Raw genomic sequence first — 20,223 nt, 5'->3', positions numbered from 1 at the left:
GTAGGTTATGGCCTCGCCGGTTTGCTGAAGGCGTTTCAGCAGGCGGGTTATGCGGATCAGGTTGTGGCGCTGGCCAGGCGGGTCGCTGTCGAGGCTTCTCTCGATTATCGATACGGCATGGCAAGATTGCTGGAGGCTCTGCAGGCGGCAGGCCGGACGGACGAGGTCGCGGTGCTGGCCGAGCGTGCCGCCCAAGGTGTTCCTCTCGACGATCCGGATGCGGTCGCCGACCTGCTCGACGCGTTCCGGAAGGCGGGGCAGGTGGATCAGATCGAGGCTGTGTTGCGTCGTGATCCCGTCCGCCACGTCGCAGTACATGATCTGCGCGGTGTCGGAACCATGATGGAGATGCTCAGGAAGACAGGCCATGCGGATCAGGCCATTGAGTTGGCCACCCGGGTGGCAGAGCATCTCGCCACCGAAATCCAGAGCGGTGCAGCGCAACCGTCCGAAGCATTCCAGGTGCCGTTGACGGACGCTCGGATCGCAGGTTCGGACAACGGTCGTTCCGCTGCCGTGGATCAGCCCGCCGCTCTGGCTCGGCAAATTAGGAGCCTTCGTGAAAAGAACGCGCACAAGCAGATCGAAGAACTCTTGGCCTCCGGTCTCGCCGAGCGTGTCGACCTTGACGACCGCACAGGTCTGGCCGAGCTCCTTCGGGAGTTGAAATCAGCCAAGGCCGCTGAGGTGGCAGCTGAAGTGGCAGTTCACGCGGCGAATGCCGGATTCTTCGATGTCTTCGTGGAATTCAATCCCGCCGGGCGCAGGCAGTTCCGGTTCGGGCGAGAGCCTGACGGGAGCCCGTCGGCGCCGTGGGGGTGGGACGATCTGTGACCGGCCGAGCGTGGATGGTCATGCCTCGCAGTGTCACAAGCCTGAGCAGCCGGAAACAGCCTTGTTCGTGCGCCGGCCGCTACCGGTCGGCGCGTGTCGCGGTCAGGTCTCGTGCCCGCCGTCTGACGGACGGCGGGCACCAGAGATTCACTTCTCGTGGCAGCTGACAGCCCCGGCTTTGCCCGGCGCGGTCGAGAAGTGCCCGACCTTGACGGCCACCGCCTGGGACGCCTTGATGGCCGGTGCGGCGGCGGCCGGGGTCAGACGACCACCCTTGGCAACGACCTCTGCCGGGGTGAGCCGAACTGCCGCCGTCGGTGCGGGAGCCGTCCGCTTCGCCTTCTGGTCGCCGTACGGCACGGCCGGGACACCGGCCTCCACGAGCGACGCCGTGAGGCCGCCCTGGGAGGGGTGCGGGACGCTCACCAGCGGGGTGGCTTCGAGTTTCTTGCCGTTCTGGTCGACGCAGACGAAAGAGCTCTTGCTGCCGGACACCGGTGTGGGGCCGTCCGCACTCGCAGAGGCGGCGAGCACGCCGGTCAGCAGGAGTGCCACGGCAGTCCCGGTGACGGCGATACGGCGATTGATCATATTGATCTCCTAGATGATCGAATGAATCGGGCCGAGACTCGCCGGTCGCACCTGAAGTCACGCTGAAGGCCGCCGAACACGTCTTCAGGTTCGCTTTAGGTGGGCTGCGAGAGGCTGGCCCGCGTGCGCATGCTGCTGGTAGAGGACGAACTCCGCCTGGCGGAGTTGATCAAGGCTGGGCTGGCCGAAGAGGGTTTCGCCGTGGACATCGCCCAGGACGGGCGGGACGGCCTGTGGATGGCGACGGAGAACACCTACGACGTGATCGTGGTCGACGTGATGCTCCCGCGGCTCAACGGGTACGCGCTCTGCGCGCGGCTCAGGCAGGCGGACGACTGGACGCCGATCATGATGCTGACCGCGAAGGACGGTGTGCACGACGAGGCGGAGGCACTCGACAACGGGGCCGACGACTACCTGTCCAAGCCGTTCTCGTATGTGGTGCTGCTCGCCCGGCTGCGGGCTCTGGTGCGCCGGGGCGGACGCGAGCGGCCCGTGTCGCTCACGGTGGGCGACCTCACGGTGGACCCCGCAGGCATGCGCTGCCTGCGGGGGGATACGGAGATCGCGCTGACGCCCAAGGAGTTCGCCGTCCTGCACGGCCTGGCCAGGCGCGCAGGAGAGGTGGTCTCCAAGCGCGATCTCCTGGCTCAGGCCTGGGACTTCAGCTACGACGGCGACCCGAACATCGTCGAGGTCTACATCAGCGCTCTGCGCCGCAAGATCGACGCGCCCTTCGGGCGGAACTCCCTCGTGACGGTACGCGGCGCCGGCTATCGGCTGGACGGCGCACGGTGAAGCCTCCGCGTCGGGCCTCCTGGAGTCCGGCCCAGGCCACGGCGTCCGTCCGCGTGCGCGCGACGGTGGCGGCGACGCTGGTGGTCGCCCTCGCGCTGGGCGCGTCAGCGCTCGTGCTGGCCTCCGCGCTGCGCGGGAGCCTGAAGGCCAGCGCCACCACCGAGGCGGTCCGGCGCGCGGAGGCCGCGGTGCCATACGCCGCCCAGGTCGCCGGCACGCTCCCATCGGGAGCTCCGGCCGGGTCGTTCACCCTGTCCGATCCCGATGTCCGCCTCGTTCCGCAGACCATGGGAACGGCGAAACACACGGCTCCCGCGCCCGTCACCTGCCCGAAGCCCTCGACCACGCCCGGGCCGACCGCCACCGGCAGTCTGCCCGTCGGCACCGGTTCGGTGGCGTGCCTGGCTTCTGCCTCCGCATCATGGGCGGGTGCGGGTGACTACGCACTGGCCACCCTGACGGTCCCGGGGCTCAAAGCGAACGGCGTGACCGTACAGGCCCGGTCCTCCCTTGCCCCGGCCCGTAACGCGCTCGACACCCTGTACCGGGTTCTGGTGCCCGGTGTCCCCGGGCTCCTGCTGCTCGTCGCGCTTCTCACCTGGGTCATCGTCGGAAGGGCGCTGGCCCCTGTGTCGGCCATCCGCGCCCAGGTGGCCGAGATCACCGCGAGCGATCTGCACCGGCGGGTGCCGGTGCCGAGGTCGCAGGACGAGATCGCCGCCCTCGCCCGTACGGTGAACGCGACGTTGGACCGGTTGGAGCGCGCGGTCGGCCAGCACAAGCGGTTCGTCGCGGACGCCGCACATGAGCTGCGCAGCCCCATCGCGATCTTGCGAACCCGATTGGAGGTGGCCCGCGACGCCGCGTTCGCGCGGGAGTCGCTGGTCGAGGTCGAGCGCTTGCAGAAGCTCACCGCCGACCTGCTGCTGCTCGCCAGGCTCGACGCGGGCGAACCTCTGAGCGCGGAGGAGGTGGACCTGGGACAGCTGGCCGCCGAGGAGGCGGCACGCCCGCGCCCGTTCCCCGGCATCCGGGTCACGCTCCACATCGCGCCTGACACCCTCGTGCACGGCTCCCCGCAACACCTCACCAGACTGATCGCCAACCTCGTCGACAACGCCGTACGGCATGCCGCCTCCTCGGTACAGGTGAGCGTGTCCGGCGAGTCAGGCTTCGCCGTACTAGAGGTGCGCGATGACGGCCCCGGCATTCCGGCGGAGCACCGTCAGGCCGTGTTCTCCCGCTTCACCCGCCTCGACGAGGCCCGGGCACGAGATGCCGGAGGCAGCGGACTGGGGCTCGCCATCGCCAGAGACGTCGCCCTGCTGCACGGCGGCACCCTCGAGGTGACCGACGACGGCCCGGGCGCCTGCCTGTCGGCCCGTTTTCCCGCGATCACCGTCGTGACCTCCGTCGAAGCCGTCCAGGCTGGGCGGAATGCCTGACACGGCGTCATGGTTCCGTCTACTGCTTGAGCCGCAGAGAAAGAGGCGAAGATGTCCGAACCACTTGAGTTCGCTGTCGACACGTTCGGTGACGTCACCGTCGACGCGGACGGAAACCGCCTGCCGTACGCGCAGGTGATCCGCAACGTCGTCGAGGAGGCCGTGCTCGCCGACAGCGTGGGCATCGACGTGATCGGCATCGGTGAGCACCACCGGGACGACTTCGCCGTGTCGGCTCCGGAGATCGTGCTGGCGGCGATCGCCAGCCGTACGGAGCGGATCCGGCTCAGCACCGCGGTGACCGTGCTCAGCTCGGACGATCCGGTGCGCGTGTTCGAGAAGTTCGCCACGCTGGACGCGGTGTCCAAGGGACGGGCGGAGATCATCCTCGGTCGCGGCTCGTTCACGGAGTCGTTCCCGCTGTTCGGCTACGACCTGGCGAAGTATGAGGAGCTGTTCGAGGAGAAGCTCGACCTGTTCTTCCACCTGCTGCCGGAGGGACCGGTCACGTGGCAGGGCAAGCTGCGCCCCGACCTGAAGGACCAGCACGTCTACCCGAAGACGGAGTCCGGCCGCCTGCGCACGTGGGTCGGTGTGGGCGGAAGCCCTCAGTCCGTGGTGCGGGCGGCGAGCTACGCGATGCCGCTCATGCTCGCGATCATCGGTGGGGAGCCGGAACGGTTCGCCCCGTACGTCGACCTGTATCACCGTGCGCTCACCCAGCTTGAGCTGCCGAAGCTGCCCGTGGGCGTGCACTCGCCGGGCTACATCGCCGAGACCGACAAGCAGGCGCGCGAGGAGCTCTGGCCGCACTACAAGGCCATGCACGACCGCATCGGCCGCGAGCGCGGATGGGGCCCGACGACGCGCGGCCGCTTCGAGGCGGAGGCCGACGAGGGGTCGTTGTACGTCGGATCGCCGGAGACGGTGGCCGCGAAGATGGCCAAGACCGTGCGCGCGCTCGGCGTCCAGCACTTCTCGCTGAAGTACAGCTCGGGCCCGCTCGCGCACGAGAAGCTCATGACCGCGATCCGTCTTTACGGCGAGGAGGTCGTGCCGCGGGTGCGGGAACTGCTCGCGCAGGAACCGGCCGCCACGACGAACGGCTGAACCGCCGCGGTACGGGGCCGGTCTGAAGAGGACATCGACGCCGGCGAGAAGCGGCCATGGGGGCGCCTGACCTGCCATGGCCGCTCGATCGCGCAAAGACGGCCTCAGCCGCGCGGCCCGTCGAGCAGGGAGAATCGCTCGGCGAACGCGGACATCTGGTCGTGCTGTTGCGCCGGGTCGGCGGTCGTGGGGCTCACGACCAACCGGGTCACGCCCTGTGCGGCGAATGACTCGACCTGCTCTGAGGTCATGTCGATGGATCCCCATCGGGTGTACTCCAGCGCCTCCGGGTCGCGGCCGGCCTCGACGGCGGCCGACCGGGCCACGTCCATCTGGGCGGCCCGCTCGTCCGGATGGAGGGCGCCGCCCGGAAAGTAGCCGTCGCCGCGTCGCCCGGCTCGCCGTGCCGCCGCCCGGCTCGATCCGCCGACATGGATGGGCAGGCCGGTGACCCCGTACGGCTTGGGGAACTGGCATATGTCGTCGAACGCGAAGAACTCCCCGGCGAAGCTGACGCCGTCTTCCCCCCCTGCCCAGAGCAGCCGCATCACGTCGATCGCCTCGTCGGCGCGGCGGCCTCGGCTGCTGAAGTCGACCCCCACCGCCTGGGCCTCTCCGAGCAGCGTGCCGACCCCCACGGTCAGCAGCCGCATGCGTCCCTTGGACAGCACGTCGATGGTCGCCAGGCGCTTGGCGAGGATCACGGGGTGGTGGTACGGCAGGAGCAGCACGCCCGTGCCGAGCGTGATCCGCCGCGTCGCCGCGGCGACGAAGGCCAGGCAGTCGAGCGGATCCGCGTACGGCGTCGCCGGCGGGATCTCGAAGGAGCCGGCCTTGGCACCGGGATACAGCACGATGTGCTCAGGCACGTACAACGCCTCGAAGCCGCAGTCTTCGGCATGCCGGGCATACCCCGTGATCTTCTCGGGGTCCACGCCGTAGTAGGCGAAGTTGTAGCTGATCGCGAATTTCATCGCACGTCCTCCGGCCGAACCGATGCCTTTCGCGGACACGCTAGAACCCTGTCATCGGCGTCAAGGCAAACACTTCCACAACCTATTGGTTGTGCAAATGGGTGGTTGTGGATATGGTCGGGCGCATGGCAGTCGTGGAAGACGAGCTGAGCTTGGTGTTCTCGGCGTTGGCCGACCCCACCAGGCGGGCGATCGTGGAACGCCTGGCGCTGGGGGAGGCGACGGTGAACCAGCTCGCCGAACCGTTCGCGATGACGCAGCAGGCGATCTCCAAGCATCTGAAGGTGCTCGAGCGTGCCCGCCTGATCACGCGGACCCGGACGGCGCAGGCGCGGCCCTGCGTTCTCGACACCGAGAACCTCGACGCCGCCGTCGGCTGGATCGAACGGCACCGCCAGATCTGGGCCGACCGCCACGACCGTCTCAGCGAGCACCTGGCCGCCCTGCAGGCCGGGAGAGCGAAGAATGAGGACAAGCCGTGACGACCCAGACCGGTGAGCTCACCTACCGGCGCGTCCACCACGCGCCGCCCGAGTTGGTGTTCGACTGCATGACCACGCCGGAGCACCTCGCCCATTTCTGGGGTCCGGCCGGCACGACCACCCCTGTCGCCGACATCACCGTCGACCTGCGGCCCGGCGGCGTCTTCGAGACGACCATGGTCAGCGACGCCGACGGGAGCACGCACACCATGCGCGCCGTCTACGTGGAGATACGCCGTCCGGAGTTGCTGGTGTGGGTGGAGGCCGACGTCGAAGGCGGCATGCGCACGACGGTCACCTTCGTCGATCTGCACGACGGGCGCACCGAGGTGATCACCCATCAGACCAACGTGCCGGCCGCCTACCTCAGCGCCCAGGCGAGGGCGGGCTTCGCCACCAGCCTCGACCGCTTCGACGCCTACCTGGCCGGTCTCGACCGATAGGAGAACACGATGCCGACGGTCACATCGGGCGACGGCACGACCATCGCCTACGAGCGCGACGGCACCGGGCCGGCGCTCATCCTCGTCGACGGCGCCATGTGCCATCGCGCGGCGGGGCCGATGCGCCCTCTCGCCTCGCTGCTGCGGGACGCCTTCACCATTTACGTCTACGACCGCCGCGGCCGGGGCGAAAGTTCCGACACCTCGCCCTACGCGGTCGCCCGTGAGGTCGAGGACCTCCAGGCCCTCATCGCCCAGGCCGGTGGGGAGGCGTACGTCTACGCCATCTCCTCCGGCGCGGCTCTCGCCCTGACGACCGCGGCGGCCGGGCCCGGCATCACCAAGCTGGCGTTGTACGAGCCGCCGTTCCTCGCCGAGGTGGAAGACGGCGCACGCGCGGAGGCGTACACGAGGCGGCTGCGCGAATTGCTCGCCGACGGACGCAGGGGCGATGCAGTGGCCCTGTTCATGACGCATGTCGGCGTGCCCGCCGAGGCGGTCGACGGCATCCGGGCGCAGCCGGGCTGGGCCGTACTCGAGGAGATCGCCCCGACGCTCGCGTACGACGACGCGGTGCTCGCCGGTGGCGTCGTGCCGCGCGAACAGGCGTCGTCGATAACCGTTCCGGCGCTCGTGCTCTCCGGAGGCGACAGCCCTCAGGGACTCCGGCAGGCGGCGAAGGCCACCACGGACGCACTCCCTGCAGCGGAGCACCGGACGCTCGACGGCCAGACGCACGACGTGGCCCCGGAAGCGCTGGCACCTGTCCTGACCGCGTTCTTCGGCGTCTGACCATCGAGAAGATGGCGTACTGATGGCTCGTGGAACCGCAGGGCGCCACCGAGGAGGACAGCGTCGGATTTTTCACCGTTCGATTGATCCGATGTGCCTGACCGCACCCACACTATGGTGATCCGCTGTGATGGGAGCGAATGCATTTCCTCACCGCTGAATACTCTTGACGGTGAGAAGAAAGTGTGCGGCGGCCCGCCAATAACACCGATCTTCAATGGATGGTCGCAGTGCGTTAACCATTCCAGAACGTACGATCCGGATATGAACGGCCGACGCGCCAAGGTGTTGTGTGTAGCACTCGGAGTGGCCGCACTGACGTTGACGGGGTGCGCCACCGACGACGAGATCTATGTCTCCAACTTCGCCGACGAGCATGGCAGAGCCTGCACGTTCGTCTACACCGCCCAGGAAGGTGAGGGCTGGAACAGCAGCAGGGATGTGGACGTCAGCCAGCTCGACTGCGAATACCCGCCCGCCGGTCGCACTCCGGCTCCGCCCGTGACGAAGCACCTGGACGCCAGACCCGCCGAGTGAGGTCCCGGCGTCTCAGAGCAGCAGCCGGTCGATGCGGATGGGCAGGTCGCGCACCCGGATGCCGGTGGCGTGGTGGACCGCGTTGGCCACGGCGGCCGCCGTGCCGACGATGCCGATCTCACCGATGCCTTTGGATCCCATCGGGTTGATCCGGGTGTCCTCCTCATCGACCCAGTACGCCTCGATGTGAGGCACGTCGGCGCACGCCGCGACGTGGTACTGCGCGAAGTCGTGGTTGAGGTAGTCGCCGAATTCCACGTCCATGACGCTTTCCTCCATCAACGCCATGCCGACGCCCATCGTCATGCCGCCGATGAACTGCGATCTCGCCGTCTTGGGATTGATCACGCGGCCGACGGCGAAGACGCCGAGCAGGCGGGGCACCCGTACCTCGCCGGTGTCCATATCGACCCTGACCTCGGCGAACTGCGCCCCGAAGGCATGACGCGACAGCGGCGGCTGCGACGCGATCTCCTCGGCCGTGTCGGCCCGCGTCTCGAGCGGCAGCGTGCCGCCCCGCCGGTCCATCTCTTCCAGCAGCGACTCGCAGGCCCGCACGACCGCCGTGCCCCAGGAGGCGGTGCCCATCGACCCGCCGGCGATGGGCGCGGTCGGAAAGGCGCTGTCACCGACCTCGACCCGCACCCTGTCGAGGGGCACACGGAGCGCGTCGGCGGCGATCTGGGTCAGCGCCGTTCGCGCACCCGTTCCGATGTCGGCGGCGGCGACCCGCACGGTGAACCTGCCGTCGGTATCCGCCCGCGCCGAGGCCTGCGACGGGCGGCGGACGGTCGGGTAGGTCGAGGACGCCACACCCGTCCCGACCAGCCACCTTCCGTTTCTGCGCACGCCAGGGGCGGGGTCGCGCTCCGCCCATCCGAACCGGGCCGCTCCCTCGCGCAGGCAGGCCACAAGATTGCGGGAACTGAACGGCACGCCCCGCTCCGGGTCCAGCTCGGGTTCGTTTCGCACGCGCAGCTCGACAGGGTCCATCCCGCAGGCGATGGCCAGCTCGTCCATCGCCGACTCCAGGGCGAACATCCCCGGGCACTCGCCGGGCGCCCGCATGAAGGTCGGGGTCGGCACGTCGAGGGCGGTCAGCCGATGGGTCGTGCGCCGGTTGGGCGCCGCGTACATCATGCGGGTGGGGGTCGTCGTCTGCTCGGCGAACTCCATGAGCGTCGAGGTCTGTTCGAAGGCGTCATGGATGATCGCCGTCAGCCTGCCATCCCGGCCGGCGCCCAGGCGGACCCGCTGGATGATCGGGGTGCGGTAGCCCACGAGGGAGAACATCTGTTGCCGTGTCGCCGCCGCCTTCACCGCCCGGCGGGTCACCTTGGCGGCGATCACGGCGAGGACGATCGGGGGATGGGGCGCAAGCTTTGAGCCGAACCCGCCGCCGACGTGGGGTGAGATCACGTGCACCTGGTCGGGGGCGAGCTCGAACAGCTTGGCCAGGACATCGCGGACCACCGACGCGCCCTGGTTGGAGTCGTAAAGGGTGAGGCCGCCGTTCTCCCAGACGGCAACTGTGGCGTGCGGCTCCATCGGATTGTTGTGCTGGGCGGGCGTGGTGTAGGTCAGGTCCACGCTGACTGCCGCCTCACGCAGGGCCGTGTCCGGGTCGCCCGACTCGGTGTCGGTCGGGTAGTTGGGGGCCACCTTCGGGGGCTTGTACATCTTCGGGTCGTCGGCCCGCAGGACCACGTCGTGCGGCTCCTGGCTGTACGTGACCCGAACCCGGCCTGCCGCCTCGCGGGCCGCCTCGATCGTCTCGGCCACCACCGCCGCCACGATCTGCCCTCGGTAGGCCACCCGGTTCGACTGGAAAAGGGCGAGTTCGCGGTCGTCGGTGGCGCCCAGGCGAGGGGCGTTGCCGTACCAGATCACGGCGATGACGCCGGGCAGGGCGAGCGCGGCCTCGACGTCCACGTCGGTGACCTCGCCCCGGGCGATGACCGACTGGACCGGCATGGTGTAGGCGGTGCCGTGGTCCGGTGTGTGCTCGAACGCGTAGCGGGCCGTCCCGGTGATCTTCTCTTTCGCCTCGATCCGGTCGACGGCCGCGCCGACCGCCTGGGCGCCCGTGAGCGTCATGCAATCACCAGCTTAGTGAGCGTACGACAATGGCGGCTGTCTGCGCTCTCTGGGTGATTTCCATCTATAGGCAAACATGAGCCTGTTTGACGGAAAACTTTTTCTCTGCTCGCTGAGCCCTGACGCCGCCCAATACGGCCTTCGCCGCCTCGTGGCGAGATCACTGCGCATGCCCGTTGCTGTCAGATTGGCCGGTATTTCACGGCTTGTGGGCCGGACATGGCTCCGCGGCAGTTGTGATCACGCGCCGCGGGTTCAAAACTTTGCCCAACCACGGGACGTTATGGCGATATGTCAGAGTTCTCTTTACGTAGGGGTGAGCATCTCGTGTCCGGGGGGGTCAGATGCCGAACGGGTCCCGAACGTCGTTTCGGGCTCGTCGGACCGCGGCGACAGGCGTCGTCGCGGCCCTCGTTTGTGTCGGCGTCAGCCTGCTCTTCCTCTTCTTCGCGGGCAACAAGGAGGCCGACAGCGCCCAGTCTCGGATCACCGGGGCCTGGGACCGTGTGGTGCCCTTGATCCGGCAGGGCCCCCTCCCGTCGCTGCTGCCGTACAGCAGGGTCACGGCGATACAGGTCGTCGACGAACGCGGGCAGGTCGTCGCGGCCACCCCGCAACTCGTCGGCAAGCCCGCGATGGCGACTTTTCATTCGACCACCTCCAACGTGCGCGCCACCCAGGTGCTGTGCCCTCCGGCCGGGCTGAGGGGCTGCCTGACCGTCGTCGCGTACAAGGTCTATCAACCGGGCGGGTTCTGGCTGCTCTACATAGCGGCGCCGGTGGTCCCCTGGTACGGAAGCACCACGACGTTGTTGCTGGCGATCGGCGTGTCCGTGGTGGCGACCACGATGATGGCCGGCTGGGTGTTCCGTGATCTCACCAAGGCCATGGCTCCGGTGAACGCCATCCGGGCGGAGCTGGCGGAGATAACGGCCACCGGTCTCGACCGCCGGGTCCCCGTCTCCAGCAGGTACATGGAGATCAAGTCCCTGGCGGAAACGGTGAACGACACCCTCGACCGTCTCCAGAGCGCGTATGAGCGGTTACGGCGTTTCACCTCGGACGCCTCCCACGACCTGCGCAGCCCGATCACCGCCATGCGGGCTCAACTGGAAGAGGCGCTCATGCACCCGGACGACGTCGACTGGCCGGCGGGGGCCGATGAGGTGCTCGTCCAGGTGGAGCGGCTTCAGGCGATCGTGACCGACCTGCTGGCCCTCGCCCGCCTGGACGCGCGTGCTCCGCTCAACCGCCAGCCGACCGATCTGGGCCAGTTGGTCGGCGCCGAACTGGACCGCCGGACCTACCGCAAGGAGATCGTCAGAGAGCTTCAGGGGGACATCGTCATCAACTGCGACCGGCTGCGGGTCATCCGAGTGCTGGTGAACCTCCTCGACAACGCCGAACGCCACGCCAACTCCCGGATCACCGTCAGCGTTCGAGCCGACGGGTCGAGGGCCGTCCTGGAGGTCGTCGACGACGGCGCGGGAATCGCCCCCGAGCACCGTGAGATCGTCTTCGACCGCTTCACCCGGCTGGAGGCCTCGCGCGACCGGGACGCGGGCGGAACCGGGCTGGGGCTGGCGATCGCACGGGAGATCGCCGAGGCACACGGGGGCACCTTGACCATCAAGGACAGTGAACGAGGGGCACGTTTCGTCATGTGCATCCCCACGTCCGCCACCGTGAACGGCGCCTCCGGTTCTGGCGAGGAGCACTCCGACGGGGTCGGGCCCAAGCCCCGCGGGCGGAGGGCGCTCCGGGTGCTGCACAGAGGCGGATCTTGAACCTCGCCGATCACCACGGCAGGATTCCGGTGCGATCGGCGAAGGTGCCGGTCGGCCCGTCCGAGCCGATGGTGGCCAGCCGCACGATCGCCTCGGCGCCCTCCTCGACCGTCTGAATCCCGTGTCCGCTCATGCCGTGCAGGTCGGTCGCGGTGAAGCCGGGCTCGACCGCGTTGATGCGGATGTCCGGCAGGCCCTTGGCGTACTGCACGGTGAGCATGTTCACCGCCGCCTTCGACGATCCGTACACGGGCAGGGAAAACGCGGCTTCGTGCTTGGCGGAGTCGGTGACGGTCCCGAACGAGCCGAGCCCGCTGCTGACGTTGACGATCACTGGCGATTCTGACGCCCGAAGCAGGGGGAGGAAGGCCTGCGTGACGCGCACGACGCCGAAGACGTTCACGTCGTAGACGCGGCGCATCTCAGCGATCGAGACGTCTTCGGGCTTCACCATGCCTTCGAAGACTCCCGCGTTGTTGATCAAGAGGTCCAGCCTGCCCTCCTCGCCGGTGAGCTGGGCCGCGGCCTCGGCCACGGAGGTGTCGTCGGTGACGTCGAGAAGCGTGAGCCGCGCACCCAGGTCGTCAGCCGCCGTCCGGCCGCGCCGCGCATCGCGGGCCCCGATGTAGACGGTGTAGCCGAGCTCGATGAGACGGCGGGCGGTTTCGCGGCCGAGGCCCTTGTTGGCGCCGGTGACGAGTGCGATGGGCATGGAGCCCTCCCTCAGTTCGATCGTTGGTCGTGATCTCGAGGGTGGACCGGCGCGAGGATTGGGCGGTATGTCCTGCTCATCCTGGGACTGACAGGGACAGTCAGGTCTGGCTCGACCGCGGTTAGCCTCGAAAGGTGCAAGAAACGAACGCTCTGGGCGCCTTCCTGCGCGCACGACGCGATCTGCTTCGTCCGGGGGATGTGGGACTGGTCCCCGGCGAGCGCAGACGGGTGCCCGGCCTTCGTCGCGAGGAACTGGCGATGCTGGCCGGCATCAGCTCCGACTACTACCTGCGCCTGGAGCAAGGACGCGACCAGCATCCGTCCGGCCAGGTGCTCGACGCACTGGCCAAGGCGTTGCGGCTCGACGCGGCCGCCACCGCTCACCTGCACGACCTGGCCCGCCCCGAGGCCCGCCGTCGAAGGCGGCCGCGCGCCGAGTCCGTTCCCGCCGGGATGGCGCAGCTCGTCGGGCAACTCGCGCTGCCCGCCTACGTGGTCGGCAGATACATGGACGTGCTCGCCGCGAACTCGCCGGCCCGTGCGTTGTCCCCGAACTACGCCCCCGGCAGGAACCTGGTGCGACAGATCTTCCTCGACCCGGAAGAGCGCGAGCTTCACGTCGATTGGGAACGCGCGACGGCAGGTGTCGTCGGCGGCCTCCGCGCGAAGGCCGGCGCCGACCCCGACGACCCGAACCTGACGGCCCTGGTCGGTGAGCTGTCCCTCCGCAGCGATCGTTTCCGCACTCTCTGGGCTCGCGCCGATGTCGGGCATCGAAGGGACGGCACGAGCCGCATGCGGCACCCGCTGGTCGGTGAGCTGCTTCTGCGCCACGAGAAGCTCGACATCCCCGGAACCGGCGGGCAGCAGCTCGTCATCTATCACGCCCAACCTGGAACCGGCACCGCCCAGGCCCTCGCCCTCCTGGGATCGCTCGCGGCCACCGATGAACGGGGTGCGGAGGTCGGCGACCGCGACGCCGCCCGCTGAACGCCAGGATGCGAAGGCCCCGGGCGATCGCCGTCCAGGGCCTTCGCGGGATCAGAAACCGGGGAACACGCGGCGCAGGTCGTCGAGGGTGACGGCGTCTCCGGTGACTTCCACCGTGGCCGGAGTGTGCTCGGGGGCGTGGCGGCCGGAGACCATGCGCAGCCACCATTCGGCGGGGGCGGTCAGGGTGGCGTCAGGGGCGGCCGGAACGTCGGCGATGGTCACGGCCTCGGCGACGTCGAGCCCGAAAGAGCGCTCCGGGGACGTGAGGTGGACGGCGACGGCCGCGCGACGGCCGCCCAGCCCCTCAGGCTTGCCGAGGAATCCCACGAGGGCGTGACCACGGCCGATCAGCAGGTCGATGGCCTCCGGGTCGAGCGCCGCCGCGGGATCGAACGCGACCTTGACGTCCCAGGTGTGGAGGGCGAACTCGTTGAGCCGCATGCCGCCCAGCGTGCCCACGTCCGCCGGCTCTCCGGGGAACCAGAGCTCGATCCTCAGGTCGGCCCGCGTCTGCGCGTCCAGGTCCTCGAAACGGCCCACGAGCGCCTCGTTCGCGCCGGTGAAGCTCTCCGCGCGTTCGACGCGTGACATGCCGTCCCACCGCGCCCACACGCCCCGGATGAAATCCATGGAGGGGGAGCCGGTGCCGTCCAGAGCCCCCTGGAGCGCCGCGAGGGCGATCTCCGCGCCGCTGCCCAGGTGGCTCAGCACCTGGGAGACGTCCCACTCGGCCGCGCCGGACCGGCGGGCGAGGTCCTCGTCGGTGAAGGTCCTCACCAGCGCGGCGAGCTCGTCGAGCTCGGAGCGCAACACCTTGATCGTCTGATCGGTTCTGTCGGTCATCGTGAACTCCTGTGAAAGTCCGGCTGATCAGCGGCGCTCCGCATCAGGGCGCCGATCACCACAACGGCGCCGCCTCCGCCTTTGTGCCCGCGGAGAGCGGATAAGAGGATGCATCGCCGAGGTGGGCGATGGCAGCATGCCGACGTGGATCAGATCGTGCGCGCCGCCGGTGACCTGCTGAACACCGAGGGACCTCGGGCATGCTCCGACGCCCGACGTGCTGCTCGGGGACCCTGGGAGTGATCATGCAGCCGGACCCGGGAGGATCAGTTGCCTGAAACGAAGATCACCGACGCCGAACTCCTGGCGGGAGCGCGGGCGCTGCAAGCGGAGGCCGCCGACGTGCTGCGGGCCTTGAGGCTGGACAAGGCCTTCGCCGGGTTCGGGCCGGCGCAGGCGGTCGGCAGCATGGTGTCGGGGCTGATGGTGTGGCGCGACGTGGACGTGGTGTTCACCGCCCCCCACGCCACCGCGGCCGACGTCTTCACGGCGCTGGCCCGGCTGGCCGGCGTGCCTGGGCTGACCGCCGTGGATTACCGCGACGAGCGGGGAGAACGGCGGCCCACCGACCGGATCGAGGATGAGCGCTACTACCTGGTGTGCCGCTATGAGGGCCCGGAGGGCCCCTGGAAGGTGGACATCACCATCTGGCTCCACGCGGTGGACCGGCCCACGCGGGCCGAAGCCGAGCGGTTGGCCCGCCACGCGACCACGGAGCAGCGCTTGGCCATCCTGCGCCTGAAGCAGACGTGGCACCGCAGCCCCCATTACCCCTACCGGGTGGGAGGCACCGACGTCTATGACGCCGTGCTGGAGCACGGAGTCCGCTCGCAGGAGGAGTTCTCCGCCTACCTGCGTCTTCGCGGCCTGCCCGCGGACCCGGCCGCCGGCGAGTGAACGACCGTGCATGTCCGTCTGAGCCTCCGCAGGTAGCGTCTTACAGCATGGCGGACGAAGAGGTGCTGCAGGACACACCGCATCGCAGGGTGGTCAGAATCGGCGACACGGTCCGCAGGCCCATGCATCCGTGGACGCCGGCCGTTCATGCTTTGCTCCGGTACCTCGAGGGCGTCGGGTTCCCCTTCTCGCCCCACGTGCGGGGAATCGACGAACAGGATCGCGAGGTTCTGACCTACCTGGACGGCCTGTCCGGGCCGCAAAGCTGGGCGAAAGTGGCCGGCGATGCGGGCCTGGCGGCGATCGCCCGCCTGTTGCGCGATTATCACGACGCGGTCGCCGGTTTCCGCCCGCCCGATCACCTCACCTGGTTCACCGGCGAGACCGGGCTGGCCGGCGGCGAACTCGTCTGCCACGGGGACTTCGGCCCCTGGAACATCGTGTGGCGAGACGAGCGTCCCGTTGGGATTCTCGACTGGGACTACGCCCGCCCGGCGAACCGGCTTCACGACGTCGCGTACGCACTCGAATACCTTGCGCCGTTCCGAGACGACGACGAATGCCTCCGCTGGCTGGGGTACTCCCAGCCGCCCGACCGGCGTCACCGGCTCGAACTGTTCGCCGGCGTGTACGGCCTGGCGTCCGTCGAGGGGCTCGTCGACGCGGTCATCGACGTTCAGCGGGAAGGAATCGAGCGGGTCCGCACCCTGGCAGACGCGGGAGCCCAGCCCCAGGCCCGATGGGTGGCCGACGGGCACCTGGAGGAACTCGGCCGAAGACTCGCCTGGAGCCTCGCTCATCGGCACCTGTTCGAGGCGTGACAGAGCCTCCGCGGTCCTCGTGACGATCGGGCGCGGCGTCGCGCCCGAACGACGTCGACGGCTGACCGGGGCATGGCCGCTTGGTTACTTGATCAAATTGCTCTCTGGCGGCGGCAGCCTGGTGGCAGTATCGGCGGAATGCCGTTTGCGCCGGATGGGATTTCGTCGTGACCTTTGCTCCCGCTGTGTCTGCTCGCCGCCTGCTGGCCGGCCTTCTCATCGCCGCCGGTGTGACGAGTTGCGGCTTGTTCGGGGGTGGGGCGGATGAGATTCCGACGCCGCGTACCGCCGCCGACCTCGGTCTTCCCCTGGACGCCTATGACCTGACTGCGGCCGAGCACAAGGTCGTCGACAAGGCCCGGTTCATGATGCTCGCCGACTGCACGCGGACGTTCGGTATTGAGTTGGAGGCCCCGCCGCCGTCCGCTGACGGGCCTGAGCGGCCGAAGAACGCCGACCTTCTCGCCTGGCTGGAGGACTGGCAGGTGGAGAAGTACGGCTACGCGGGTCCGCCCCCGCGGCTGACGGAGGACTTCACCAGCTATTCCGTGTCCGATGCGCAGTGGGTCGTCCTGGAAGGCAGGCGGCGCACGCTCCGCGGTAAGGCCATTCCTCCCGGCGGATGCAGGGGCAGTGCTGAAGCGCTCCTCGATCAGGGCACTCTTTCGCTCCTCGGAGGCAAGGCGGCCACGTTGCGGGAGAAGGAGGAGGTTTTTTCGCAGCTGGCCGGCGACGCGGCCCAGAGCGCGTACGACGATCTGCGCCGGCGTGACGCCGATCGGGCGTGGCGTGACTGCATGGTGGAAGCGGGATTCTTCTACCCGAATATCGAGGCCGCCGCGGGAGACTCCCGATGGGCCTCCACTCCGGCGGACGACCAGATCGTCAAACCGCGCGGGACCGGTGCGGAGATCGCGACCGCCACCGCCGACGCGGAGTGCAGGAAGGACACGAACTACTACGGCGTACGGCAGGCGGCATACCGCGACAGCCAGCAGAGGATCATCGCCCAGAATCGGGCCGAGCTGGATCGCATCAAGATCATCAATCAGGCGGAGCTCAAGAACGCGCGCAAGTTCCTCGCCGGCCAGCTCGCGGTGACCTGGTAGCCATCGATTTCGGGGATTACGCGGACGGCATCCGGATGGCTTGATCACGAGTATGTCATCGACGGGCCGCCGCTGACGCGCGACCAGATCGTCCGGTGCTGGAACTTCCGCCAGAGGTTGTAGGGGCGGGGACGAGCTTGTAGTCGACGGCGAATCCACTGAGAAGTCGCTCTAGCTGGTGCTGGTGTTTCCCGAGTGCGGCATGTTCGTATTCTCGGGACGCGGCACTTGCGCCCCCTATAACGTTCATGTTATGAACTGGGGAGAGGTGGAACTAGAGCCGGAGGTCGACGAGTGGTTCGACACACTTGATCAGGAGGGTCAGGAGACGGCGTCGTTCTACGTTGACCTGCTGGCCGAGCGTGGCGTTCTGCTGGATGAGCCCTACACTCGCCAACTTCGCGGCAAGCTGCGTGAGCTGCGTTTTCACCTCGACCGTGAAGCGGTACGGGTCACCTACTGGATAGCACCGGGCAGGCGGATCGTCATGCTGACGGTGTTCCGCAAGCAGCAGACGCGGGAGCCTGCCGAGATTGAGCGTGCGTGGCGGGCCATGCAGCGATGCATCGCTGAGGCCCACACGGCATACGAGGGGTGAAGGCATGGGAGAGCGTAAGGCGTGGGCCGACAAGCGGGCTGACATCATGAGTCGCCCCGGCGCAGGCACGGCATACGAAGCGACCAGGATTCGATTCGAACTGGGGGAGGCGGTACGCCTACGGCGTGAGCAGCTAGGCATGACTCAGGCCGAACTGGCCGAGCGCGCAGGGCTGAAGCAGCCGGCCGTGGCGCGGTTCGAAGCGGGCGGAACGATGCCGACGATCCCCATGTTGGAACGGCTCGCGGAAGCTCTGGAAATGCGATTGAGCGTTCAGTTCCAACCGTTGCGTGAAGCGAGCTGATTCCCGTGGCTGTGGGCCGGAAAAACGACAAGACGTATTAGGCGATGCGGATTTTCTGGCCGGGTGGTCGGGACATCTCCGCCAGCTGAGCAAATAGCGTCAGCCCCCGCACCGCGGCCATCCCTTCGGGGCTGATCCCGCAGGAACTCGCCATCGCGAGGCTCGCCGCAGAAGGCACCACCAACACCGAGATCGCGACCCGGCTGTTCATTACCGCCGGCACCGTCGACTACCACCTCCGCAAGATCTTCCGGAAGACGCAGGTCGGTTCCCGGCGCCAGTTGGCCCAGGCGCTGAAGGATCAGATGTGAGCACCGTCCCATCTGCTCGACGCCGGACGGATATCCGCGACCGGTACCTTTAGGTATGGATCGACTTGAAGTGCGAGAACTCGTCTACTTCATCGCCGTGGCGGAGAACATGCACTTCGGACGCGCCGCCGAGCAACTGGGCATCGCGCAGCCGCCGTTGTCGCGGGCGATCAGCAGGCTGGAGCGCCGGATGGGAGTCCAGCTGTTCGAGCGCACCAGCCGAAGCGTCAGCCTGACCAAGGCGGGCGATGTGTTCCTGCGCGAAAGCCGTAAGGCACTCGCCGCGGTGGACGGCGCGGTCCGCCGTACGCAACAGGCGGCGCGTCCGGAGCGGTTGGTGATCGCCGTCCGGCCCGGCACCGGCGCGGGCCTGCTGTCCCAGGTGCTGGACGCGTACCGGCGCGGTCCTGATCCGGTGCCGATCGAGATGCTGTTCACCGCCGCGTTGACCACCGCCCTGCGGGACGGCACCGCCGACCTAGCGCTGATGTGCAGCAGCGACGACCTCGACGGGCTGGACACGGCGGATCTTCTCGACGAGGGGCCGGTCGCCCTCCTCCCGGCCGGGCACCCGCTGGCCGCACGCGAAAGCCTGACCGCTCAAGACCTGCGGGGTGAGGATCGGTTCCGCGAGCAGTGCCCGCCGATCGCCCTGGACGAGATCGTCGACCGGGTCGCGATCGGAGATCTCGTGGTCGTGATCGGGGCGGGCACGACCAGCCGGCTCGGGCCGTCCGTCACAGCCGTCCCGGTCGTCGACATGCCGAGCACCCGGCTCGTCCTGGCCTGGCCGCGAGCCATTCCGCTGGCCGCACGAGACCAGCTCATCCGTACCGCGGTGGCGGTGGCGACGCGGTGCCGGCGGGCACAGGAATCCGCGGACGCTCACCCGGCACTCGCATCGCACTCACCGGCCGACCGGCCTCTGCTCAGATCCGGTTGACGCCGCCGCCCGCGAGCAGTTCGAACACGAGCAGGGGACTGATTCGGCGCGTGATGCAGGGTTTCCGGTTGTGCGGCGAGGTTCGGTGGGTGTTTCGGGGGTCGTGTTTCCGCGGTTCCTGAACCTTGGCTTGTGCACTGGCTTTCATGTCGGCGCTTGTATCCGCAGTACGTGCATGCCGTTTGGTGGAGTCCTCCAAGTACTCGCCGAGTATGTCCGCATATTTACTGTTGATAATGCTGCAGAAACTGTGTTCAAAAGCAATGGTGAATCTGTGATTGTTGTGCCAATATTCAAACAGAGTTTCGATCGAGGGGGTGTGTCGTGCAGGAGTCCCGTACCGGTCGTCGCGCGTCGGCACCCTCCGTCGTCGGCGCGTCGGGTTCGTCGGCGGAGCCGATCGGTGGTCCTGAGTGGTGGGCGGAGGTGCGGGAGCGGGCCCGGGCGTGGTCGTCGGACGGCAGTTCGGCGTTGAGCTCCCCGTCGGGAATCAAAGAGTGGTGGGAGGCCGCGCGCGCGGAGAACGCATCCGCGGAGTCGGCTGAGCCCACGCAGCCCGGCGCTGGACGCCTTGCATCCGTGGGCTGGGGCGAACCGCCCGCCGATGACGCTGCCGAGTTTTCCTCAAGTGCTTCGACCGAGCCGCCCACCAGCGCGGGCAGCGGAACAGAAGGCGGAGCGCCGACGCAGACGTCCACCGGATTGCTGACGCCGGCGGAGTCGACTGCTGGATTGGTGGCGGTGCTGGTGTATGCCGCGTCCACGCTGGCCTTGGTCGAACCGCCGGAGGTGGCGGCTGC

General features: G+C 68.5%; 24 protein-coding genes. 17 read left to right on the top strand and 7 right to left on the bottom strand.

Annotation, left to right across the window (positions count from 1 at the left end; translation table 11 throughout):
• On the top strand, positions 1-834 hold an 834-nt coding region (locus tag Pth03_RS40235; protein WP_203949784.1), incomplete at its 5' end, for a hypothetical protein.
• Positions 835-981: 147 nt separating this feature from the next.
• On the opposite strand, the gene Pth03_RS40230 is transcribed toward Pth03_RS40235, so the two are convergent.
• A complete protein-coding gene (locus Pth03_RS40230) occupies positions 982-1,425 on the bottom strand; it encodes a hypothetical protein (protein ID WP_203949783.1) in 444 nt (147 codons plus the stop codon).
• 99 nt (positions 1,426-1,524) lie between these two features.
• Here Pth03_RS40230 and Pth03_RS40225 point away from each other — a divergent pair, with 99 nt between their 5' ends.
• From Pth03_RS40225 to Pth03_RS40215, 3 genes are read left to right on the top strand one after another with little or no spacing between them, the layout of a single operon-like run.
• Positions 1,525-2,223 (top strand): response regulator transcription factor, encoded by a 699-nt coding sequence (locus tag Pth03_RS40225; RefSeq protein ID WP_275413291.1) that lies wholly within the window; start codon positions 1,525-1,527, stop codon positions 2,221-2,223.
• Positions 2,220-3,668 (top strand): sensor histidine kinase, encoded by a 1,449-nt coding sequence (locus Pth03_RS40220; protein ID WP_203949782.1) that lies wholly within the window; start codon positions 2,220-2,222, stop codon positions 3,666-3,668. The genes Pth03_RS40225 and Pth03_RS40220 overlap by 4 nt, the downstream gene beginning before the upstream one ends.
• A 51-nt stretch (positions 3,669-3,719) precedes the next feature.
• Positions 3,720-4,778, top strand: coding sequence for an LLM class flavin-dependent oxidoreductase (locus Pth03_RS40215; RefSeq protein WP_203949781.1), 1,059 nt, complete (start codon positions 3,720-3,722; stop codon positions 4,776-4,778).
• Between the two features lie 104 nt (positions 4,779-4,882).
• On the opposite strand, the gene Pth03_RS40210 is transcribed toward Pth03_RS40215, so the two are convergent.
• Positions 4,883-5,752: a TIGR03619 family F420-dependent LLM class oxidoreductase gene (locus Pth03_RS40210; RefSeq protein ID WP_203949780.1), complete on the bottom strand. Its 870-nt coding sequence runs from the start codon at positions 5,750-5,752 to the stop codon at positions 4,883-4,885.
• A 125-nt stretch (positions 5,753-5,877) separates the two neighbouring features.
• Between Pth03_RS40210 and Pth03_RS40205 the strand changes: the two genes are divergently transcribed.
• From Pth03_RS40205 to Pth03_RS40190, 4 genes are all read left to right on the top strand, one after another.
• Positions 5,878-6,234, top strand: a complete 357-nt coding sequence (locus tag Pth03_RS40205; RefSeq protein ID WP_203949779.1) for an ArsR/SmtB family transcription factor — start codon at positions 5,878-5,880, stop codon at positions 6,232-6,234.
• On the top strand, positions 6,231-6,677 hold the full coding sequence (locus Pth03_RS40200) for an SRPBCC family protein (protein WP_203949778.1): 447 nt from the start codon (positions 6,231-6,233) through the stop codon (positions 6,675-6,677). Before Pth03_RS40205 ends, Pth03_RS40200 begins: the two co-directional genes overlap by 4 nt.
• Positions 6,678-6,686: 9 nt before the next feature.
• The gene (locus tag Pth03_RS40195; RefSeq protein WP_203949777.1) at positions 6,687-7,469 is read left to right on the top strand and encodes an alpha/beta fold hydrolase; all 783 of its coding nucleotides are present in this window, start codon (positions 6,687-6,689) and stop codon (positions 7,467-7,469) included.
• Between the two features lie 264 nt (positions 7,470-7,733).
• Entirely contained in the window at positions 7,734-8,006 is a 273-nt protein-coding gene (locus Pth03_RS40190; RefSeq protein WP_203949776.1) for a hypothetical protein, read from the top strand.
• A gap of 12 nt (positions 8,007-8,018) precedes the next feature.
• Here the strand turns inward: Pth03_RS40190 and Pth03_RS40185 are convergent, their stop codons facing one another.
• A complete protein-coding gene (locus tag Pth03_RS40185) occupies positions 8,019-10,103 on the bottom strand; it encodes a xanthine dehydrogenase family protein molybdopterin-binding subunit (RefSeq protein WP_203949775.1) in 2,085 nt (694 codons plus the stop codon).
• A gap of 344 nt (positions 10,104-10,447) precedes the next feature.
• Here Pth03_RS40185 and Pth03_RS40180 point away from each other — a divergent pair, with 344 nt between their 5' ends.
• Entirely contained in the window at positions 10,448-11,890 is a 1,443-nt protein-coding gene (locus Pth03_RS40180) for a sensor histidine kinase (protein ID WP_203949774.1), read from the top strand.
• 10 nt (positions 11,891-11,900) lie between these two features.
• Here the strand turns inward: Pth03_RS40180 and Pth03_RS40175 are convergent, their stop codons facing one another.
• Positions 11,901-12,602 carry an SDR family NAD(P)-dependent oxidoreductase gene (locus tag Pth03_RS40175; RefSeq protein WP_203949773.1) on the bottom strand — a complete coding sequence of 234 codons (702 nt, stop codon included), beginning with the start codon at positions 12,600-12,602 and terminating at the stop codon, positions 11,901-11,903.
• A gap of 134 nt (positions 12,603-12,736) precedes the next feature.
• Here Pth03_RS40175 and Pth03_RS40170 point away from each other — a divergent pair, with 134 nt between their 5' ends.
• Positions 12,737-13,594 (top strand): helix-turn-helix transcriptional regulator, encoded by an 858-nt coding sequence (locus tag Pth03_RS40170; RefSeq protein WP_203949772.1) that lies wholly within the window; start codon positions 12,737-12,739, stop codon positions 13,592-13,594.
• A gap of 51 nt (positions 13,595-13,645) precedes the next feature.
• Here Pth03_RS40170 and Pth03_RS40165 read toward each other — a convergent pair whose 3' ends face one another.
• Positions 13,646-14,440 (bottom strand): maleylpyruvate isomerase family mycothiol-dependent enzyme, encoded by a 795-nt coding sequence (locus tag Pth03_RS40165; protein WP_203949771.1) that lies wholly within the window; start codon positions 14,438-14,440, stop codon positions 13,646-13,648.
• A gap of 270 nt (positions 14,441-14,710) precedes the next feature.
• Here Pth03_RS40165 and Pth03_RS40160 point away from each other — a divergent pair, with 270 nt between their 5' ends.
• The 5 genes from Pth03_RS40160 to Pth03_RS40140 all read left to right on the top strand — a co-directional run bounded on the left by Pth03_RS40160 (position 14,711) and on the right by Pth03_RS40140 (position 18,169).
• The gene (locus Pth03_RS40160) at positions 14,711-15,337 is read left to right on the top strand and encodes a hypothetical protein (RefSeq protein WP_203949770.1); all 627 of its coding nucleotides are present in this window, start codon (positions 14,711-14,713) and stop codon (positions 15,335-15,337) included.
• 47 nt (positions 15,338-15,384) lie between these two features.
• Positions 15,385-16,158 (top strand): phosphotransferase, encoded by a 774-nt coding sequence (locus Pth03_RS40155; protein ID WP_203949769.1) that lies wholly within the window; start codon positions 15,385-15,387, stop codon positions 16,156-16,158.
• 185 nt (positions 16,159-16,343) lie between these two features.
• A complete protein-coding gene (locus tag Pth03_RS40150; protein ID WP_203949768.1) occupies positions 16,344-17,267 on the top strand; it encodes a hypothetical protein in 924 nt (307 codons plus the stop codon).
• A 253-nt stretch (positions 17,268-17,520) separates the two neighbouring features.
• Entirely contained in the window at positions 17,521-17,865 is a 345-nt protein-coding gene (locus tag Pth03_RS40145) for a type II toxin-antitoxin system RelE/ParE family toxin (protein WP_203949767.1), read from the top strand.
• A gap of 4 nt (positions 17,866-17,869) precedes the next feature.
• Positions 17,870-18,169: a helix-turn-helix domain-containing protein gene (locus tag Pth03_RS40140; RefSeq protein ID WP_203949766.1), complete on the top strand. Its 300-nt coding sequence runs from the start codon at positions 17,870-17,872 to the stop codon at positions 18,167-18,169.
• Between the two features lie 37 nt (positions 18,170-18,206).
• On the opposite strand, the gene Pth03_RS41940 is transcribed toward Pth03_RS40140, so the two are convergent.
• Entirely contained in the window at positions 18,207-18,380 is a 174-nt protein-coding gene (locus Pth03_RS41940; RefSeq protein WP_239119771.1) for a hypothetical protein, read from the bottom strand.
• Here Pth03_RS41940 and Pth03_RS41935 point away from each other — a divergent pair.
• Together Pth03_RS41935 and Pth03_RS40130 are read left to right on the top strand one after the other, a co-directional pair.
• Positions 18,301-18,480, top strand: coding sequence for a helix-turn-helix domain-containing protein (locus Pth03_RS41935; protein WP_308442422.1), 180 nt, complete (start codon positions 18,301-18,303; stop codon positions 18,478-18,480). The genes Pth03_RS41940 and Pth03_RS41935 overlap by 80 nt on opposite strands.
• Before the next feature lie 55 nt (positions 18,481-18,535).
• Complete coding sequence (locus tag Pth03_RS40130) at positions 18,536-19,423, top strand: LysR family transcriptional regulator (RefSeq protein ID WP_203949765.1); 888 nt, start codon at positions 18,536-18,538, stop codon at positions 19,421-19,423.
• 293 nt (positions 19,424-19,716) lie between these two features.
• Here Pth03_RS40130 and Pth03_RS40125 read toward each other — a convergent pair.
• The coding region (locus Pth03_RS40125) for a hypothetical protein (RefSeq protein ID WP_203949764.1) at positions 19,717-20,223 on the bottom strand (507 nt) is incomplete at its 5' end.

Origin of the sequence: Planotetraspora thailandica (genome assembly GCF_016863335.1) — a bacterium.
In the GTDB taxonomy this organism is placed as follows: domain Bacteria; phylum Actinomycetota; class Actinomycetes; order Streptosporangiales; family Streptosporangiaceae; genus Planotetraspora; species Planotetraspora thailandica.
Note: the sequence above shows the minus strand (reverse complement) of the source record. Positions and strands in the feature narration are given on the sequence as shown.

Excerpts from the sequence above, each read along its gene's own strand:
- Pth03_RS40230 (WP_203949783.1), bottom strand. The coding sequence starts at position 1,425 with ATGATCAATCGCCGTATCGCCGTCACCGGGACTGCCGTGGCACTCCTG.
- Pth03_RS40215 (WP_203949781.1), top strand. The coding sequence starts at position 3,720 with ATGTCCGAACCACTTGAGTTCGCTGTCGACACGTTCGGTGACGTCACC.
- Pth03_RS40210 (WP_203949780.1), bottom strand. The coding sequence starts at position 5,752 with ATGAAATTCGCGATCAGCTACAACTTCGCCTACTACGGCGTGGACCCC.
- Pth03_RS40205 (WP_203949779.1), top strand. The coding sequence starts at position 5,878 with ATGGCAGTCGTGGAAGACGAGCTGAGCTTGGTGTTCTCGGCGTTGGCC.
- Pth03_RS40195 (WP_203949777.1), top strand. The coding sequence starts at position 6,687 with ATGCCGACGGTCACATCGGGCGACGGCACGACCATCGCCTACGAGCGC.
- Pth03_RS40190 (WP_203949776.1), top strand. The coding sequence starts at position 7,734 with ATGAACGGCCGACGCGCCAAGGTGTTGTGTGTAGCACTCGGAGTGGCC.
- Pth03_RS40185 (WP_203949775.1), bottom strand. The coding sequence starts at position 10,103 with ATGACGCTCACGGGCGCCCAGGCGGTCGGCGCGGCCGTCGACCGGATC.
- Pth03_RS40180 (WP_203949774.1), top strand. The coding sequence starts at position 10,448 with ATGCCGAACGGGTCCCGAACGTCGTTTCGGGCTCGTCGGACCGCGGCG.
- Pth03_RS40175 (WP_203949773.1), bottom strand. The coding sequence starts at position 12,602 with ATGCCCATCGCACTCGTCACCGGCGCCAACAAGGGCCTCGGCCGCGAA.
- Pth03_RS40165 (WP_203949771.1), bottom strand. The coding sequence starts at position 14,440 with ATGACCGACAGAACCGATCAGACGATCAAGGTGTTGCGCTCCGAGCTC.
- Pth03_RS40155 (WP_203949769.1), top strand. The coding sequence starts at position 15,385 with ATGGCGGACGAAGAGGTGCTGCAGGACACACCGCATCGCAGGGTGGTC.
- Pth03_RS40145 (WP_203949767.1), top strand. The coding sequence starts at position 17,521 with ATGAACTGGGGAGAGGTGGAACTAGAGCCGGAGGTCGACGAGTGGTTC.
- Pth03_RS40140 (WP_203949766.1), top strand. The coding sequence starts at position 17,870 with ATGGGAGAGCGTAAGGCGTGGGCCGACAAGCGGGCTGACATCATGAGT.
- Pth03_RS41940 (WP_239119771.1), bottom strand. The coding sequence starts at position 18,380 with ATGAACAGCCGGGTCGCGATCTCGGTGTTGGTGGTGCCTTCTGCGGCG.
- Pth03_RS40130 (WP_203949765.1), top strand. The coding sequence starts at position 18,536 with ATGGATCGACTTGAAGTGCGAGAACTCGTCTACTTCATCGCCGTGGCG.